The organism is Vibrio sp. 10N.261.52.C2 (genome assembly GCF_041471425.1).
Classification (GTDB): Bacteria; Pseudomonadota; Gammaproteobacteria; order Enterobacterales; family Vibrionaceae; genus Vibrio; species Vibrio crassostreae_C.
Window position 1 is genome coordinate 1 of record NZ_JBFROH010000010.1, and the last position, 16,232, is coordinate 16,232.

Consider the following 16,232-nt stretch of genomic DNA (forward strand, 5'->3'; position numbering starts at 1 on the left):
CTTTACGGGGTCACTTCAAACCGCAATACCACATACTGGCTTTTTCATTATAATTTCCTTTGGGGGGCTTAATCTTTATTGGTGAATGAGTAATCATTTCTTATTTTGCGTGCAAGGTATCATAGAATAACCCTACTTTATTGATGGAAATCAATTTGTGAAAAGTTGTGATTATTTATGTAAATTTATATCGACCCGATCACTTTATTCCTTCATTTTATTGACAGTTTTGTAATGCAGCTTTTCCGTGCGTCATTTTGTTAATCCAATCAATTCACTCTATTCGGATCTTTTTTGGATCAAAATAGAGCAAGCCAATATCTCACGCGCACCATTTTGGTGCAGAACAACAAGAATCAATCTCGCCTCGTATAATATTCAATGAGTTACATTTGGCTTAGTGCTTGCAAGTCTATGTTCATAATCATAAATACATTGAGGTTCTGATCATGCAAGACACTCTAACAATCGTTCTGGCCGGCGGTGTTGGCTCTCGGCTTTCCCCTCTCACCGATAACCGTGCAAAACCTGCGGTACCCTTTGGTGGCAAATATCGAATCATCGATTTCACACTCGCGAACTGCTTACACTCTGGGCTACGCCAAATTTTAGTGCTGACTCAATACAAATCTCACTCTTTACAAAAACATTTACGAGATGGTTGGTCGGTGCTTAACCCCGAGCTTGGCGAATACATCACCAATGTCCCCCCACAAATGCGAACAGGTGATAGCTGGTACAGCGGTACGGCCGACGCCATTTATCAAAACTTGTATTTGCTCTCTCGCAGTGAAGCGAAGCATGTGGTGGTGTTGTCAGGCGACCATATATATCGTATGGACTACGCGCCAATGCTCAAACAACACAAAAAGAACGAGGCCGACCTAACCGTGGCGTGCATGGAGGTTTCGATTGACGAAGCCAAAGAGTTTGGTGTGATGGAGATAGACGAGTCTCTAGAGATCAATAACTTTACCGAGAAGCCGCGTTACCCTGCCTGTGTACCTGGCAGGCCGACTCGAAGCATGGCTTCAATGGGCATTTACGTCTTTGATAAAGAAGTGCTAACACAAGCGCTACTGGCGGACGCCGAAGATCCGAACTCAAGCCACGATTTTGGTAAAGACATTATTCCTAAGTTGGTCGGCAACAACAGTGTTTACGCATACAAGTTTGGGGATGAAGAAGGCCGAGTGACCCAAGATGCGTACTGGAGAGATGTTGGTACTATCGACTCTTATTACCAATCGAATATGGACCTGTTAAAGCCAGCTTCGCCTATCGATTTATATCAACCTGATTGGGCGATTCGTACTTACGAACCGCAGCTGCCACCCGCACGAACCATTGCTTCAGTTGAAGGTAATCAAGGAATATTCATCAACTCGATGATAGCGAATGGCGTTGTAATTGAAGGCGGCTCGGCGCAAAACTCAATCTTCTTCCCGAAAGTGAAAGTCAGCAATGCCGCGATTGTGATTGATAGTATTCTGTTTGAAGATGTTGAGATTGGAAAAAATTGCCACATACAAAACTGCATCATCGACAAGAACGTTAAGGTGCCTGACGGAACCCAGATCGGTCTTGATGGCCTTGCCGATGCGAAACGCTTCCACATATCAAAACAAGGCGTGATTGTGGTGCCCTCTTCTTACCAATTTGAAGAGTAACCTTTAACGTTGGAATAGCTTTGCTTGAAACGAAAAAAGGCAGCGAATTCGCTGCCTTCTTATTTATTCACACAGCTTCAGTTAAGCCTTAACTGTCCATGTATTCGATTAAACAGAAACCTTAGAAAGGCCCTAACTCAATCATTTGAGCAATCACAACAGAAACCAAAGCGCCTACCGACCAGAACAAGAACAGTGGTAAGAAGAAACGAACCCACTTGGTGTAAGGTACTTTTGCTATAGCCAATACCGCCAACAAGCCACCATTGGTTGGGTAAATATAGTTAGAAATACCATCACCCAATTGAGAAGCCAGTGCCGCCACTTGACGAGTCACTTCACCAATATCTGCCAACGGAATAATGATTGGCATGGTGATCACCGCTTGGCCACTGCCCGATGGAATGAACAGGTTGATCGTAGCCTGCGAGAAGTAGATCCCTGCTGCTGCCACAAGTTTAGAGCTACCAGAAATGATCTGTGCAAGATAGAAGATAATAGAATCAACAATCTTCGCGTCTTCCATAATGGTTAGCACTGAACGAGCAAAAAAGATGATCAGTACCGCGATCAATACGTCGCTAACACCTTTGGTCCAGTACTCACAAATCTTGTTCGGAGATAAACCCGCCACCAAACCCGGAATAATAGCCATCGCCACGAATGCACCCGCAATCTCGGTGAAGCCGAACCCCATCGTCAACGTGCCGAAGATCATGTATGCGAATACGCCCAAGAACGCGATGCCCGCAAGCTTTTCACGTGTGGTCAGTGTTTTCGCTTCAACATTTGATTCATAGTGGTAACCCGTGCCGTGTAACAAGCCTTTGGTCGGATCTTGCTTAACTTTGCGCGCGTAGTTAAGCACATACCATGCACCCGTTAACAACATGAACATACCAACAATAAAGCGGTACCACATGCCTGAATACATAGGCAGTTCAGCGATAGTGTGTGCAATACCCGTAAAGAATGGGTTAGCCAAAGCGGCCGCGAAACCGGCACAACTTGCCAGTAAAACAACGCCAAGTGCCGTAATCGCGTCATAGCCAAGCTTGATACAGATCGGGATCATCAAAGAGATGAAAATGACATCAAGTTCACGCATACCGGTGAAGGTAACGTTGAAGAAAATCGCCGTCATGATCACAGGCGCAATTACGTACAAGCCTTGCTTCTTTAGCTTAGTGGTTAGTGCAACAACGGATGCGTCTAACAAGCCCATGTGTTTGATAATGCCAAAAGCACCACCCACAAATACCACAACGCCCATCACGCCAGAAGCGGATTTGAAGCCTTTAAAAAATGATTCGAAAAAAGAGGCTAATGTTGTTGGGTTGCTGGTCAATTGTGTGTAGCTGTCTGGGTCGATAACCGTGCGGCCATTCATGACCACTCGCTCGAATTCACCAGCAGGGATGAAGTAAGTTGCAATTGCAGCAACGATCACCATGATAACCAAAGAGAGAAACGGGTGGTTTACTTCTTTCTCTGTGGGCGCTGCGTTAGCAGCTTGAGATGTAGGTACGGATGTAGATACCGTAGTCGTCATATAGACTCCTTATTTGTCAGCAACTAAGGTTCACTTAGCCGCCGGAGGGATTTTTGGAAAAACGAAACCCTTCACGCTGAACTAAGTTCGCGCTAATTTAGGTTGTTTCAAAAAGGCCTTTGATAGATGGTGCTCTCAAATGTACATAGTGAAGTAGTGAGAACTACTCTCTTTGCGTCCGAGCAAAATGCAGATGTTCAGCCAAGTCAGGCCAAACTGAATGAGGTCATTACAAGCAGGTAAACAGAAAAGTCTGTTTTGGTAATGCGTTTTTTATCAATTACAAAGACAAGCGGCGCATACTAGCACAACGAGTCATTAATTGTCAGAAAAGTGTGAGTTTCGTCATGCTTTGGTGAGCAAAAGAAAAGCGCCCACTAATAAGTAAGGCGCTTTTCTGCAATCGAATCGAGTTACTTAGGTGCTAATTCGTAGTTTTCTTGCATCTCATGAGGGGCAATCCCGTACTCATAATCCGCTAAGTAGCCATCCTTATAGACCTTCATTCCCTTCTCATCCCAGCTCACTTTGATCATCGCCGTGTTGCCATCTTCACTGCCTAACAGCTCCAGCATTTCTGCATCAATCTTAATGGCTTTGATGGTTTTAATACGCTTAAACGGCTTAAATTCAGTGGCCGAGAATACGATGGCCGAGCGATAACGCTTAAGCTTGAGTCCAATCGCAAAGATTCTCGATTGTTGCTCAAACTGCAACATATTGATCTAGGCTCAATTGATGAGTCTCGCATTTCAGAACTTGTGCGATTCAAAGTCGAAATGCCGGTTCGCTATGAAGGTGACATTAATTATTGGCGTCAGGGCGTCGAATTTCCTGTCGATCAACTGGCATCCAATAAAGAAGTCGATATTCGAGCACGCATTACCATACCCGAGTCTCAACTCACAGCAGGAGAGTTTCACTTCAATATGGAGTGGGCAGTTGAGTGTCTATAAATTAGTAACTTAAGCTGAGTTTTTAATCAAAGAAGAAAAAGTGAGTGAGCTGGAAAGAAAATCAATGGAGTGACAAGTTCGGAATTATAAAACCGATAAAGAGAGATTCACTGGGAATTCGCTGTAGGTTAGCGCAAATTATCAAGGATGGAGTTTTTTTGAACATGTCTTTAAAACACGAAACATAATATGCGATCAGTTCATCGGACTTTCAAGGGAGTAACAAGAGAATATTTGATAACACTGAAGTCAATCACACATGTGCTAATTCTCAGTTGGTTAATCTATCCGATGTTTGCTACGTTTAAATGACACAGTCATTGGAAAGGTATGATTTATGAAAATAAATGTTCAAACACATCATGTATCAATTAACGACGAGTCACGCAAAGACATCGAAGGTAAATTCGAGAAGATATCTAACCATTTCCCATCACTGATCAGTTGCGACATCATCATTACTAAAGAACACGGTCAACATCAGGTTGAAGTATTCACCAACTACGAAGGTGTACGAGTAACAGCAAAATCGACAGACGATGTTATGTACCCAGCTATCGCTGCAGCACTCAAGAAACTTGAAGCTGGCCTAAGTAACCGTAAGGGACAATTGAAAGCCGACCTACACGAGAAACCAACAAGCACGAAGCCAGAGATTGCTTCGGACATCATCCAAGAGATGAAATTGGTATAAATCGATAAGTAGTTAAAGCGAAATAACGAATAGAAACTTATTAAGAATTTCAAAGCCAGCATACGTTGCTGGCTTTTTCGATCTTAAAGCCAAGCAAACCTTCGCTTCTTTACCGTCCCTCGAATTCAGCTCAACCCCACATCATTATTAACGCCCTTAAGTTCTTAGCAGCTATAACAATCACTTGTGAGATTTGATACAGTTATAAGCAGAAATTTAGACCACAACGGAATGTTTATTATGAAGAAAATCGCGTTGATACTTTTCCTTGCTACTCAATTAATGGCTTGTACCGAGGTTGGCAGTGAAGCTTGGTGTGCGGATATGAAAGAAAAGCCTAAAGGTGACTGGACGGCTAATGAAGCGGGCGATTTTGCTAAACACTGTATTTTCTAATCACGTTAGCTTCTAATTCTACATTGGGCTGAATTAATACGCTCTGTGTAAACAATCCATGGAATAAGTGAGTTTTAATGGAACACCAACTAGACAACAACTGGAAGCACATCGAATGGGTATTAACCGACGTCGATGACACGCTCACTTGGCAAGGTTCACTCCCTCCAGAAACCCTGATTGCGTTACAAAAGCTGAGAGACAATGGAATCAAAGTGGTCGCTGTAACGGGAGCCTGTGCTGGTTGGTGTGACCATATTGCGCAGCTTTGGCCTGTCGATGCCGTGCTAGGAGAGAACGGCGCCTTCTTACTAGAGAAGCAAGATGGTGCATTACAACTCTCATCTGAAACACCGCTAGAACAAGCGCGTCAGAACCAAACAAAGCTAAAACAAGAAGTTGAAGCGATCTTGTTGAGTTACCCCGACCTCTCGCTAACTTTGGATCAATCTTACCGCTTGTGTGAGGTCGCGATTGATATCGGCCAAAACCGTAAGCCTGTTGATCCTGAAACTGTTCAAGCGGTACTCGAAAGAATACACGCTTTAGGCGCACACGCGACGGCAAGTTCGATTCATATCAACGCTTGGTACGGCGAACACTCAAAGAAAAACGCCGTGCACCGTTTCCTGGCTAATAAAGGCTTATCGCTTGAGCAAATCCACAATCAAGCCTGCTATGTCGGCGATTCAATGAATGATCAGCAGATGTTCGAATCACTTCCACTTACCGTTGGCGTGGCAAACATTCAACATTATTGGGATAAGCTAGAGCACCATCCAAGCAGGGTCATGTCGCAGCCTGGTGGCTATGGGTTTGCAGAATTTGTGGATGCGCTGCTGAGGCTTAAAAGTGAAGTAATTTAGATAATCGCTCAGACTTTGAAGCAAAAATCGCACAAGTTTTCACTCATACGATTTCATTCATGTCATGTCCATCGATTAAACGGGCTCAACGAACTTAGAGAATAATCATCCCATCTCGATAAGTCAGTGATGGTGCTACATCTTGACCAAGTAAGACTGGGCCATCGAGGTCGACGATTTCAGATTGAACGGCGATAGGCAGAGCTGCACGCATCGCCAGCGATGTACCGAGCATACAACCCGACATCAGCGTAAATCCTAGCCTTTGAGCTTCTTCAGCAAGTACCAATGCTTCGGTCAAACCACCTGTTTTATCGAGCTTGATGTTGACCATTTCATATTTGCCTAACAAAGATGAAAGTTGCGAAGTGGTATGACAGCTTTCATCAGCACACAGTGGTATCGGGTGCTTGATGTGCGCCAATGAGGCATCGTGCTGTTGGGGTAACGGCTGCTCGATCATCGCAATGTCAAATTCTACCAGTTGATTAAACAACTCTTCGAGATTCAGCCCCGTCCACGCTTCATTGGCATCCAGTACAATCTGAATATCTGCCGCAGCTTCTCGTACCGCGCGAACACGCTCTACCACTTGCTCTCCATCAAGCTTCACTTTTAAGAGTTTCGCTCCATTTGCGACATAGTCTCGAGCCTGAGTCGCCATCGCTTCTGGAGTGCCAATCGAGACGGTCATTGCTGTCACGATTTGATTCGGTAACTCAAACAGGCTATTTGGGAAGACCTGGTCATGTTGTTTGGCTTCAAGCTCCCAAAGCGCACAATCGACCGCATTTCGCGCTGCCCCTCCGGTCAATAAAGACTGAAGATGATCTCTTAGCTCTGCCGGATCGGTAACGCCTCGCTCAAACATACCTTCAAGAGCACTAGACGCTTGTTGGATTTGCGCTAACACAGACTCCGATGACTCGCCGTATCGTGGGTAAGGGGTGCACTCTCCCTGAGCTTGTTTGCCATCATGTTCAATATAAACACGAACAACGTGACACTCAGTTCGGCTGCCACGAGAGATGCGAAAAGCCGTTTGCATCGCGATAGTAATGGGTTCTGCTGTAATCTTCATAATTTCACTCGGTTGATGTTCGCTTTAACAAATGGAAACGTAGAAATGATGTAGTCGTTAAAGTGAATGTCGCAAATGATCAGTAATGTGTTGTACACCAAAACGCACAGGGTCCGTCACGGGCACTTGATAGAGTGTGGTCCATTCTTGGCATAATGTCTCAGCGTCTTCAATGCTAATTGCCGACGTGTTCAAGCAGATGCCAACCAATTTCACATCTGGATTCGTCAGTCGTGCCGCTTGTAAGTTGGCTTCAATCGTCTGTTCTATGCTTGGCAATTGAGCATGAGGAAGGTTACGAATATGTGGTCGCCCGACTTCATGGCACAACACCAAAGCATCGGCTTGTGCGCCATGTAATAACCCCAAACTCACGCCTGCAAACGAAGGGTTGAACAAAGAACCCTGCCCTTCAATGATGTGCCACTCGTGGTCGGTAAAATCGGGGCTAATCGCTTCAACCGCGCCGGAAATAAAATCCGCAACCACCGCATCAATCGAAATTCCGCTGCCTTCAATCAAAATACCGGTCTGCCCTGTCGCTTTAAACTGAGCAGATGTTCCCGCTTGTTTAAGCGATTTTTCAATCGCTAATGCCGAGAACATTTTGCCTACTGAGCAATCTGTTCCGACAGTAAGCAGGCGCTTACCCTGACGAGGCTTACCGTTACCAACCTTTAGAGAACCATCAAAATGGCGTACATCATGAAGCTTAGTCAATCCTTGTTGCTGCATGTCAGAAAGCGGTGAAAATTCACTCAATCGTTGGTGCATGCCAGATGCAATCTCATATCCCATTTCTGCAGCGGCCATAATGGTTGACTGCCAAGAATCAGGAATAACACCACCCGGATTTGCGGTACCAATCACTAGCGTCTTCGCGCCCTGCGCTTGCGCCTCTTGCAGGGTCATATCCGTTAAGCCCAGTGAAACGGTATCACCCGTTAAACGCAGTTGACCTAGGCAGATTTCTGGTCGCCATTGATGAATACCGCGAGCTGTTTTTGCAGCGAGTGGGTCAGTAACATCCCCAAGAAAAAGAAGGTAAGGTTGAGCGATCGACATGAGTATTCCTAATTAATAAGCCCTTGTATGGGTTTACTTTAATTAAGAACTTCGAAGCTGCCGAATGCCTATTTATGGCGAGCCTATAACCTTAAGTTATAGGGTGAGTATGGATTTTCAATGAAGCGATAAATTGCTTAACGGAAATCGACTGAGGGGTGTGCTCTGCGCAAAGCATCGATACCGAAAATTGGATGTCTGGTTGAAGCGGCAACACACAGACCGCATCGTCATTTTGATATTGCTCTGCCGTCCACGGATCAACAATCGCAAACCCCGCTTGGTGCTTGACCAGTTCCGCAGCGGCGCTATACCCACGTACAGATATCGGGTGGTGATAATGCTGCTCACGTGCAATAAGGCGTTGATGTAACAGGAGGCCTAATGGATCGCGGCTATCGAGCCCGATGATTGGCAGCGGATAATTGATCAGATCATCTAACGTTAATTCCGCGGGGAAATGATCAACCGTATTGGAAGGAACCAAAACCTTTAGTGATTCGGTTAATAGCGTTTCACTTAATATCGCAGGCGGTGCTTCATCGCCAAACGCGATAGCAATATCAAGCTCATGCTTTAATAACCCAGCACACAGCTCATCACGGTTTGCAGTCAGCAACTCAAAAGAGAGCTCTTGCTTACTGCCATTTTGCTCGCGAGACATTTGGGCGATTACCTGAGTTAGTAATTTAGTCGCCAGTATCGGCGGCGCACCAATGCGTAAATGCTGATGGCCTTGCTTCACTTTGTTGGTCAGAGATCGAAATTGCCCCAATTGCTGATACACCTTTTCCGCTTCTGGCAGTAAGGTTTTTGCCTCAACCGTTGGCACCAACCGCCCTTTAACTCGTTCGAATAAGCCAAACCCAAGTTGTTGCTCCGTGTGCGCCAAAATACGGGTCACGTTTGGTTGCGACACATGCAAGCTGCGCGCGGCTCCAGATACGGTTCCGGTCTGCATAATGGCGTAAAAGACTTCCAATTGTCTTAGGTTCACATTGATGTCCTTATGGTTCGCGAAACAAATCTAGGGTTTGGCTTTTCTTGTATTAGCTAAGCTGTTTATCGGTCTAGCTAGCGTTTTGCGTGAGTCTATTTTAGTAGCTCAGCTATCGTAGGTTGAAGTATCTCAGCCCAAGTTTGATAAGCCTTCGCATTCAAATGCAGATCATCACACGAGTACTTGTTCGACAACAGCTTATTAGGCGACAATACTGAATTCACATCTAAGAACGCAATGCCTTGCTGTGTACAGTACTCGCTTAGCTTGCTATTGAGCAGTTCAACCGACGGATTTAAACCTTGCAGTTTAGAGCCAACATAAAGCGTTGATTGCACCAATATGCGAATCTCATTTTCTTGCCACACCTTAAGCATATCAATGTAGTTCTGGTAGATATGGTCGACATCATAACCCTGAGCTAAATCGTTTATCCCTGCCATAAAACACACCAGCTTTGGCTTCACATTCAACGTGGTATCAATACGGCGCAACATGCCAGTTGTGGTGTCACCCGCTAAGCCACGGTTGACCATCGAAACATCGCGAAAGATATCCGCCCACGGGGCCCATTCGGTGATCGAATCACCAAACATGACTAGGTCTGCACTTGGGGAAAAATGGCGATGGTTATCTGATGTCATGATGTAACGACTCATACTGTGGCCTCGTTGCTGAATCTCAGACTGAAGAGCGACTGCCTTGAGGATCTCGCTATCTGGCGTGGCGCTATCAAATTGAGCTAGCAATCCTTCGATATGAGGCTTAAAAGGGCTAAGACGAGTACTCAGTTGATGATGTTCTTTAAGGGAAGATAACCTCTCTAGTAATGCATACAAAGAGCGGTTTTGACCAACTTCTTGGAATAACTGATAGAGATCGAGGACAGAGTGTTGCTGTAGCGCGGCAAGTAATTGCTTGTCTTCCATGGTGTTATCTAACCCTTCAATTATCTGATGATGAACTCAAGATAATATCCGATTGCGTACGGGATAGATAACACTAGAAGCAGAGAATTACTTTTCTTTGATTAGCAGATGGTTACGGTTATCACGGCTTTTCTTAATCAGTTCGTTGCTCTCATCCATTTCATCAGATTTAGCAAGACGATCGTAAAGCAGCACATTCACTGTCGCTGCCAAGTTCATGCAGCCAACTGTTGGTACGTACACAACATGATCGGCTCTGTCGGCGACATCTTGAGAAATAGAGCCGTCTTCAGGGCCAAAGATATAAATGGCATTTTCTGGGTGTTTAAAACGCGGTAGTGGTGTTGCACCTTCTGCGAGTTCTACGCAAACGATCTTAGTTTCTGGATCAAGATTGTCTAAAAACGACTCAACACCAGTCAACGGGATAGTACGCGCAGCACTCTTAGTATCGGTGTGGAATTTTGCGGCTTTTTCGTAGCGTTGCCCTGTGTATTTAACTTCGTCGACTTGGTAACAACCAGCCGCACGCATAACAGCACCAACGTTTGTCGGGCTCTTTGGGTTAGTTAAACCAATAGTCACATGGCTTTTGTTCATGAATCTTTCTCACTTAACGAATAGACATAGCAGGGTGCTACAAAGCGTCGCATTCTACCAAAGCAGCGCCAAATTCAAAAGCATCGTAACAAACCGCTCTTTTTATCATTAAGCCCCTAGTTGCAAGGCTTCTAACGTCAAAAACCTAACCGCCATCATGTTTATAAAACAAAAACATTTCTGGATAACAATTCAACAACAAGTCCATTTACATTTTAAAACCACATTAATAATGTGTTGAAAATTGCATGAGATAATCACACAGGAAGCGTGACATGACCCTAACCATCAAAAACCGCCTTTATATTCTCTCTTTCATTCCGTTGCTACTAATGGCAATTGGCATGATGAGCGTGACGTATATGAAGAGCACCGAGCTAACCGCACAGCAAGTTGAATCGACGCGTAGCAATATGATGGCGATGAAAGAAAAGGAACTCAAAGCGTATCTACAAATGGCCTACTCTTCGATCAGCCCATTTTTGGATAGAGGTGCAACATTAGAAGAAGCCTTACCAACATTAAGAACACTCGAATATGGCGAATCTGGCTACATCTTTGGCTACGACTCTAAAGGCGTTCGAGTGGTTGTTGGACAAAACAACGATGGTATTGGTAACAACTACTACGACCTGCAAGACAAAAAAGGCAACTACCTGATTCGTGACTTGATCAAGAACTCAAAGCTTGGTGAATTCACCACCTACTACTTTCCAAAACTTGGTCAATCCGAAGCCCTACCGAAACTGAGCTACTCGATATTCGTTCCCCAGTGGGACTTGATGCTAGGTACAGGCTTCTATACTGACGACATCGATGCGGTCATCGCAGAGATGAAAGAGAGCTCAAATGCTGCGTTACAAAGCTCATTGACGGCCATCGCTATATTCTGTGGTTTGATTGCCCTAGTAGTTGCTGTGTTTGCCGTTGCCGTCAACCGTACCATCATGCAACCACTCGAGCAGTTTGATCGTTCAATCAGCGCATTCGCGAGTGGCGAAGCTGACTTAACCGCTCGAATGGAAACCTTCAAAGCGCCCGAGTTCACAAAACTCAGCGAGAACTTCAATGCCTTTGTGGCAAGCCTGCAAACCATCATTCGCAGCGTAAGCGATGTCGGTCAGCAAGTCGTAGCCGAGACATCTAACATGTCTTCTCGTGCTGCGCAGGTCGACGAGATTGCTACAGGGCAACGTGAAGAGACAGAACAAGTTGCAACAGCGATGACTGAGATGACCACAACGGCGCAAGAGATCTCGAGCAACGCTAGCCAAGCGGCGGATTCCGCCAAGCTTGCAGAGGGCAATGCAAAAGAAGCGCAACAGATCGTAAACGCAGCTGCAGATTCGGTGGCAGGCCTAGCGAGCGAAGTATCAGAAGCGAACACCGTGGTGTCTCGTTTAGAAGGCGATGTACAAAACATCTCCTCTTCATTGGCGGTCATCCAAGACATTGCCGAGCAAACTAACCTACTCGCGTTGAATGCCGCGATTGAAGCTGCACGTGCAGGCGAACAAGGTCGTGGGTTTGCTGTGGTTGCCGATGAGGTTCGTAAACTGGCAAGCCGTACTCAAGAAAGCACTGGCGACATTCACAAGATGATTGAGCAACTTAAAGCTGCCTCAGATGCTGCTGTGAAAGCGATGGATTCAAGTCAAAACCGAAGTGCGCAAACCGTGGAAGAAGCGAATGCCGCAGCCAAAGCACTGGCGAAGATCCAAGCGTCGATTGATACCATCATGGACATGAACTCGCTTATTGCGACAGCCACTGAACAGCAAAATATTGTAGGACAAGAAATATCTCAACGCATCGTGGTGATTTCTGACCAAAGCTCACAATCGGCAGAACTCGCGAATCAAAACCGTACAGGTAGCCAAAACCTCAACAGTCGTGCAAATGAGCTGTATCACTTGGTGGATCGCTTCACCGTCTAATACATTTTCGGTCTAGTAAGCCGTAATCAAACGATAATTAATCCTAAAACACGCCGGGCTTCAGAATCTCTATTCTGAAGCCCGTTTTTATCGGTGGAGGTTTTAAGCCATACACTAATCCAATTGCTCAGAAAGGAAGTCCACCAGCAGGCGAACCTTTGAAGATAAGTTGCGGTTCTGAGGATAAAGCGCCCAGATCCCTTCTTTGTCATCTCGATAATCGGACAGCACCTCAACCAACTCACCAGAATCAAGGTCTTCACTCACATAGTATTCAGGCAACTGCACCAAGCCAATGCTCTGCTTAGCTGCGTCTAACAAGGCTAAACCACTGTTGCACTTAATGCGTCCGTTAACACGAACTGAGCGAGGGCGTCTATTTTCTTTGAAACGCCAATGTTCAAATCCACCGACTAAACATTGGTGATTATTTAATTCAGACAATGTATGCGGCTCGCCATAACGTTCAATATATTCAGGGCTAGCACATACATAGAGTTGGCGTTGAGAGAGCTTCTTTGCCACAAGGCTTGAGTCTTCTAATCGGCCAAGACGAATCGCCACATCAACACCCGAATCGATAAGATCGAGCTTTTGATTGGTCAGCATCAGCTCAAGCTCTACTTGCGGGTGAAGCTTTAAGAATTGATGCAGTATTGGGGCGAGTTGGCGCTCACCATAAGTCACAGGCGCGGTGACTTTCAGTAAGCCTTTGGGTGTGGATTGCATCTGCGTGACCGCAAGCTCAGCAATTTCTAAACCTTCGACCAACAACTTACATTGTTGGTAATAGAGTTGCCCAGCCTCTGTTAGAGACACCTTTCGAGTCGTTCGATTGAGCAGTTTCACTGCGAGTCGTTCTTCGAGGTTTGCCACCCTCCGACTGATTTGAGCCACCGACGTAGCGAGTTTCTGCGCCGCACCAGTAAAGCTTTCACGCTCTGCCACTGCAACAAACTCACTTACCCCTTCCCAATTGGCCATGCCTTTACCTTATGCTGAACTTTGGTTACCCATACAGTGTATTGAAGTTAGATATCAGTGTCACCTTGCTTGATTTGCGCTGGGCATAAATCTTCGGCACCTAAAGTCATTCCCTTACAGAACCATATTTTTGTCCTAACATTAATCTCATCCCCTATTGCTAGGGTGAGAATCTCTAAATCACCAGTACAACAAGGTAAGGTATCCCTATGAAGAAATTAATCATACTTGCATCAACTCTTGTACTCAGCACCACAGCGTTTGCAGCAACTAAAACAACAATTCAAGAAACAACGTTAAAATCTGACACATATGCTAGTGAAGCCGAAGCATACGATGCAGGCACCAACCTTATGGATGAGTTAAGCGAAAAAACACCTTTTGAGCTTTCAAGAGAACTGCCACAGTTCCAACAGACAACCAAATACGATTCGTTCAAGATTGATGATGCGAATATGGAAGTGAAAAAAATCACTAACATGAACGGCGACATCCATTACCAAGCGAACGTAAAAGTTGACTACCGTTACACATACAAAGACGGACGTAGCAGCTAACACTGAATGATTGATTTGGTCTAAAAACGGATCACCTAGTCAAAAGACTGATCACCTAGTCAAAAAGAAAGCCCGCACTCATAGAATGCGGGCTTTCTTGTCGTTCAACGCTAATTAATGGAATTCAAAATGAGCAACTATTATCAGCTCATATTCGTCTGTCTAATTTTGAAAATTACACTTCAAACTGAGACACAAGGCTATCAAGCGCTTCACACTGTTCGGCCAATGCCATACATGCATTTTCTGCGCTGCTCGCCATTTCGACCATTTGCATGGTGCTTTCAGCAATGCGTTGAACATTCTTATTCACTTCTTCAGACACTTGAGACTGTTGCGAAGCCGCCGTAGCGATTTGTGTGTTCATGTCATTCATCTTGCCGATTGAGTTGCGAATCTCACTCAATGAAGACGCCGCCGTTCCTGCCTGAACTATGGTTTTCTCGCCACTCACTTTGCTTTCAGTCATCACGCCAACCGCGTGTTTCGCGCCAACTTCTAAGCGTTCAATCATTGATTGGATTTCGCCTGTACTGTCTTGAGTTTTGCTCGCAAGCGCACGAACTTCATCAGCCACAACCGCAAAGCCACGACCTTGTTCACCCGCTCGTGCCGCTTCAATTGCCGCATTCAAAGCAAGTAGGTTGGTTTGTTCTGCAATACCTTTGATCACGCCAAGGATTGAGGCGATGTTCTTCACGTCTGTGTCCAGTTCTTGAACCACACCACCCGCGTTCTCGATATCTTGCGCAAGGCGTTCAATCGAAGTAACAGTTAAGCCAAGCGTAGTATCAGCCGATTCCACTTCATGGTTTGCAACGTTACTTGCGGTTGCTGCGTCTAATGCATTACCACTCACCACTTCACTGGTTGCTTGCATCTCATGAACCGCCGCCGCGACTACTTCACTTTCACGCTGTTGGTTCGATGAAAATTCAGCAACACTTTGCGTTAACGATTTAATGTTTTCCATCTCAGCGCGTACCGCATTCGATGTGAAGATCACTTGTTCGACAGTAACATGGATCTTGCCAACAAACTGGTTGAAAGCGGAACTCAAACGAGCAATCTCATCATTACCTTCGACCTTCATACGTTGAGATAAGTTACCGTCGCCTGATGCGATCTCATTCATCGCTTTTTCTACGTTCTGGATTGGCTGAACAATAAAGCGATTCGATAACCACATCGCGAAAAGTGCAGCGAAAACAGCAACCGCCATACCCACTTCTATGATCAACTTACTTGATTCAATAGAGTCATCGGCTTGTTGACGAAGCTCTTTCTGCTTCAGTTCGATCAGAGTTCGAATATCGCGTAGTTGAGTACGAATGATCGCAAACTCAGCATCGAGCGCTGACGAGTAATCAATATTGTATTGGTCTGCGTTTGCTGGATCAGCGAACATTGGCTCGTGCAGTGCCACCCACTTGCTCATCGCGTTAACGAGCTTTGATAACTCGCCACGTGAAGATGGATCCAACACACCCGCTTGATACAAGGTTTCGACACTTTGAAAACGAGGAACCGCTTTGTAAGCGTTGTCTTTAAATTCAAACTTTTGGTACTCGACCGCCGCTTGGTCTTTAGCAAGCAACAGACCTTGTGCCGAAGCGATAATTTGGTAGATATCTCGGTAGCCATCTTCTAGGTTGTCTAGCACTGGCTGAACCACATTATTGAGCTCGTTATTAATCGCAGCTTGAGCATTTGATCTGATAACGTTGAGCACAGTAACGGTAGAAAAAACAATCACAATCACCAACAGCGGGATCGCGATTTTACTCTTAATCGAAAGATTATTGATATTCATTGGGATTAATAACCACACTTCAAATAGGGATGCGCGCGCAATATACAGCACACATATGAAATCCCGCTAAGCTTTTGTGAGCTTCATCTCATAGCAAACGATACCGTAAATTCGTGTGATGGTTTTTAATCA

General features: G+C 45.3%; 15 protein-coding genes and 1 pseudogene. 7 read left to right on the forward strand and 9 right to left on the reverse strand.

Going from position 1 to position 16,232, the window contains the following annotated elements:
- Nucleotides 1–449: 449 nt before the first annotated feature.
- Nucleotides 450–1,670 carry a glucose-1-phosphate adenylyltransferase gene (gene glgC, locus AB4307_RS02965; RefSeq protein WP_017064925.1) on the forward strand — a complete coding sequence of 407 codons (1,221 nt, stop codon included), beginning with the start codon at nucleotides 450–452 and terminating at the stop codon, nucleotides 1,668–1,670.
- Nucleotides 1,671–1,791: 121 nt separating this feature from the next.
- Here glgC and AB4307_RS02970 read toward each other — a convergent pair whose 3' ends face one another.
- Nucleotides 1,792–3,222 (reverse strand): YfcC family protein, encoded by a 1,431-nt coding sequence (locus tag AB4307_RS02970; protein ID WP_372131060.1) that lies wholly within the window; start codon nucleotides 3,220–3,222, stop codon nucleotides 1,792–1,794.
- 413 nt (nucleotides 3,223–3,635) lie between these two features.
- Nucleotides 3,636–3,863: pseudogene (locus AB4307_RS02975) on the reverse strand (hypothetical protein); the annotation flags it as partial.
- Between the two features lie 57 nt (nucleotides 3,864–3,920).
- Here AB4307_RS02975 and AB4307_RS02980 point away from each other — a divergent pair.
- From AB4307_RS02980 to AB4307_RS02995, 4 genes are all read left to right on the forward strand, one after another.
- Nucleotides 3,921–4,178 (forward strand): hypothetical protein, encoded by a 258-nt coding sequence (locus tag AB4307_RS02980; RefSeq protein ID WP_240800840.1) that lies wholly within the window; start codon nucleotides 3,921–3,923, stop codon nucleotides 4,176–4,178.
- 337 nt (nucleotides 4,179–4,515) lie between these two features.
- Nucleotides 4,516–4,872 (forward strand): ribosome hibernation-promoting factor, HPF/YfiA family, encoded by a 357-nt coding sequence (gene hpf / locus AB4307_RS02985; protein ID WP_017061680.1) that lies wholly within the window; start codon nucleotides 4,516–4,518, stop codon nucleotides 4,870–4,872.
- 240 nt (nucleotides 4,873–5,112) lie between these two features.
- Nucleotides 5,113–5,268 (forward strand): DUF3012 domain-containing protein, encoded by a 156-nt coding sequence (locus AB4307_RS02990; RefSeq protein WP_017061679.1) that lies wholly within the window; start codon nucleotides 5,113–5,115, stop codon nucleotides 5,266–5,268.
- A 77-nt stretch (nucleotides 5,269–5,345) separates the two neighbouring features.
- Nucleotides 5,346–6,134, forward strand: a complete 789-nt coding sequence (locus tag AB4307_RS02995) for an HAD-IIB family hydrolase (RefSeq protein ID WP_372131062.1) — start codon at nucleotides 5,346–5,348, stop codon at nucleotides 6,132–6,134.
- A 94-nt stretch (nucleotides 6,135–6,228) separates the two neighbouring features.
- Here AB4307_RS02995 and dgcA read toward each other — a convergent pair whose 3' ends face one another.
- The 5 genes from dgcA to AB4307_RS03020 all read right to left on the reverse strand — a co-directional run bounded on the left by dgcA (nucleotide 6,229) and on the right by AB4307_RS03020 (nucleotide 10,809).
- Nucleotides 6,229–7,215: an N-acetyl-D-Glu racemase DgcA gene (gene dgcA / locus AB4307_RS03000; protein ID WP_372131064.1), complete on the reverse strand. Its 987-nt coding sequence runs from the start codon at nucleotides 7,213–7,215 to the stop codon at nucleotides 6,229–6,231.
- A 57-nt stretch (nucleotides 7,216–7,272) separates the two neighbouring features.
- On the reverse strand, nucleotides 7,273–8,280 hold the full coding sequence (gene dgcN, locus AB4307_RS03005) for an N-acetyltransferase DgcN (RefSeq protein ID WP_372131066.1): 1,008 nt from the start codon (nucleotides 8,278–8,280) through the stop codon (nucleotides 7,273–7,275).
- A gap of 91 nt (nucleotides 8,281–8,371) precedes the next feature.
- Nucleotides 8,372–9,277: a LysR family transcriptional regulator gene (locus tag AB4307_RS03010; protein WP_372131068.1), complete on the reverse strand. Its 906-nt coding sequence runs from the start codon at nucleotides 9,275–9,277 to the stop codon at nucleotides 8,372–8,374.
- A 95-nt stretch (nucleotides 9,278–9,372) separates the two neighbouring features.
- Nucleotides 9,373–10,209, reverse strand: coding sequence for an SGNH/GDSL hydrolase family protein (locus AB4307_RS03015; RefSeq protein ID WP_017061675.1), 837 nt, complete (start codon nucleotides 10,207–10,209; stop codon nucleotides 9,373–9,375).
- An 87-nt stretch (nucleotides 10,210–10,296) separates the two neighbouring features.
- On the reverse strand, nucleotides 10,297–10,809 hold the full coding sequence (locus AB4307_RS03020; protein ID WP_017061674.1) for an RNA methyltransferase: 513 nt from the start codon (nucleotides 10,807–10,809) through the stop codon (nucleotides 10,297–10,299).
- 275 nt (nucleotides 10,810–11,084) lie between these two features.
- Here AB4307_RS03020 and AB4307_RS03025 point away from each other — a divergent pair, with 275 nt between their 5' ends.
- A complete protein-coding gene (locus tag AB4307_RS03025) occupies nucleotides 11,085–12,746 on the forward strand; it encodes a methyl-accepting chemotaxis protein (RefSeq protein WP_102429235.1) in 1,662 nt (553 codons plus the stop codon).
- Nucleotides 12,747–12,860: 114 nt separating this feature from the next.
- Here AB4307_RS03025 and AB4307_RS03030 read toward each other — a convergent pair whose 3' ends face one another.
- A complete protein-coding gene (locus AB4307_RS03030) occupies nucleotides 12,861–13,730 on the reverse strand; it encodes a LysR family transcriptional regulator (RefSeq protein WP_372131070.1) in 870 nt (289 codons plus the stop codon).
- 209 nt (nucleotides 13,731–13,939) lie between these two features.
- Here AB4307_RS03030 and AB4307_RS03035 point away from each other — a divergent pair, with 209 nt between their 5' ends.
- Nucleotides 13,940–14,287 carry a DUF3316 domain-containing protein gene (locus AB4307_RS03035; protein WP_048611671.1) on the forward strand — a complete coding sequence of 116 codons (348 nt, stop codon included), beginning with the start codon at nucleotides 13,940–13,942 and terminating at the stop codon, nucleotides 14,285–14,287.
- A gap of 175 nt (nucleotides 14,288–14,462) precedes the next feature.
- On the opposite strand, the gene AB4307_RS03040 is transcribed toward AB4307_RS03035, so the two are convergent.
- On the reverse strand, nucleotides 14,463–16,100 hold the full coding sequence (locus tag AB4307_RS03040; RefSeq protein ID WP_372131072.1) for a methyl-accepting chemotaxis protein: 1,638 nt from the start codon (nucleotides 16,098–16,100) through the stop codon (nucleotides 14,463–14,465).
- Nucleotides 16,101–16,232 lie beyond the last annotated feature (132 nt).

Bases quoted from the DNA above. Each gene is read 5' to 3' on its own strand.
- glgC (WP_017064925.1), top strand. From the start codon at position 450: ATGCAAGACACTCTAACAATCGTTCTGGCCGGCGGTGTTGGCTCTCGG.
- AB4307_RS02970 (WP_372131060.1), bottom strand. From the start codon at position 3,222: ATGACGACTACGGTATCTACATCCGTACCTACATCTCAAGCTGCTAAC.
- hpf (WP_017061680.1), top strand. From the start codon at position 4,516: ATGAAAATAAATGTTCAAACACATCATGTATCAATTAACGACGAGTCA.
- AB4307_RS02990 (WP_017061679.1), top strand. From the start codon at position 5,113: ATGAAGAAAATCGCGTTGATACTTTTCCTTGCTACTCAATTAATGGCT.
- AB4307_RS02995 (WP_372131062.1), top strand. From the start codon at position 5,346: ATGGAACACCAACTAGACAACAACTGGAAGCACATCGAATGGGTATTA.
- dgcA (WP_372131064.1), bottom strand. From the start codon at position 7,215: ATGAAGATTACAGCAGAACCCATTACTATCGCGATGCAAACGGCTTTT.
- dgcN (WP_372131066.1), bottom strand. From the start codon at position 8,280: ATGTCGATCGCTCAACCTTACCTTCTTTTTCTTGGGGATGTTACTGAC.
- AB4307_RS03015 (WP_017061675.1), bottom strand. From the start codon at position 10,209: ATGGAAGACAAGCAATTACTTGCCGCGCTACAGCAACACTCTGTCCTC.
- AB4307_RS03020 (WP_017061674.1), bottom strand. From the start codon at position 10,809: ATGAACAAAAGCCATGTGACTATTGGTTTAACTAACCCAAAGAGCCCG.
- AB4307_RS03025 (WP_102429235.1), top strand. From the start codon at position 11,085: ATGACCCTAACCATCAAAAACCGCCTTTATATTCTCTCTTTCATTCCG.
- AB4307_RS03030 (WP_372131070.1), bottom strand. From the start codon at position 13,730: ATGGCCAATTGGGAAGGGGTAAGTGAGTTTGTTGCAGTGGCAGAGCGT.
- AB4307_RS03035 (WP_048611671.1), top strand. From the start codon at position 13,940: ATGAAGAAATTAATCATACTTGCATCAACTCTTGTACTCAGCACCACA.
- AB4307_RS03040 (WP_372131072.1), bottom strand. From the start codon at position 16,100: ATGAATATCAATAATCTTTCGATTAAGAGTAAAATCGCGATCCCGCTG.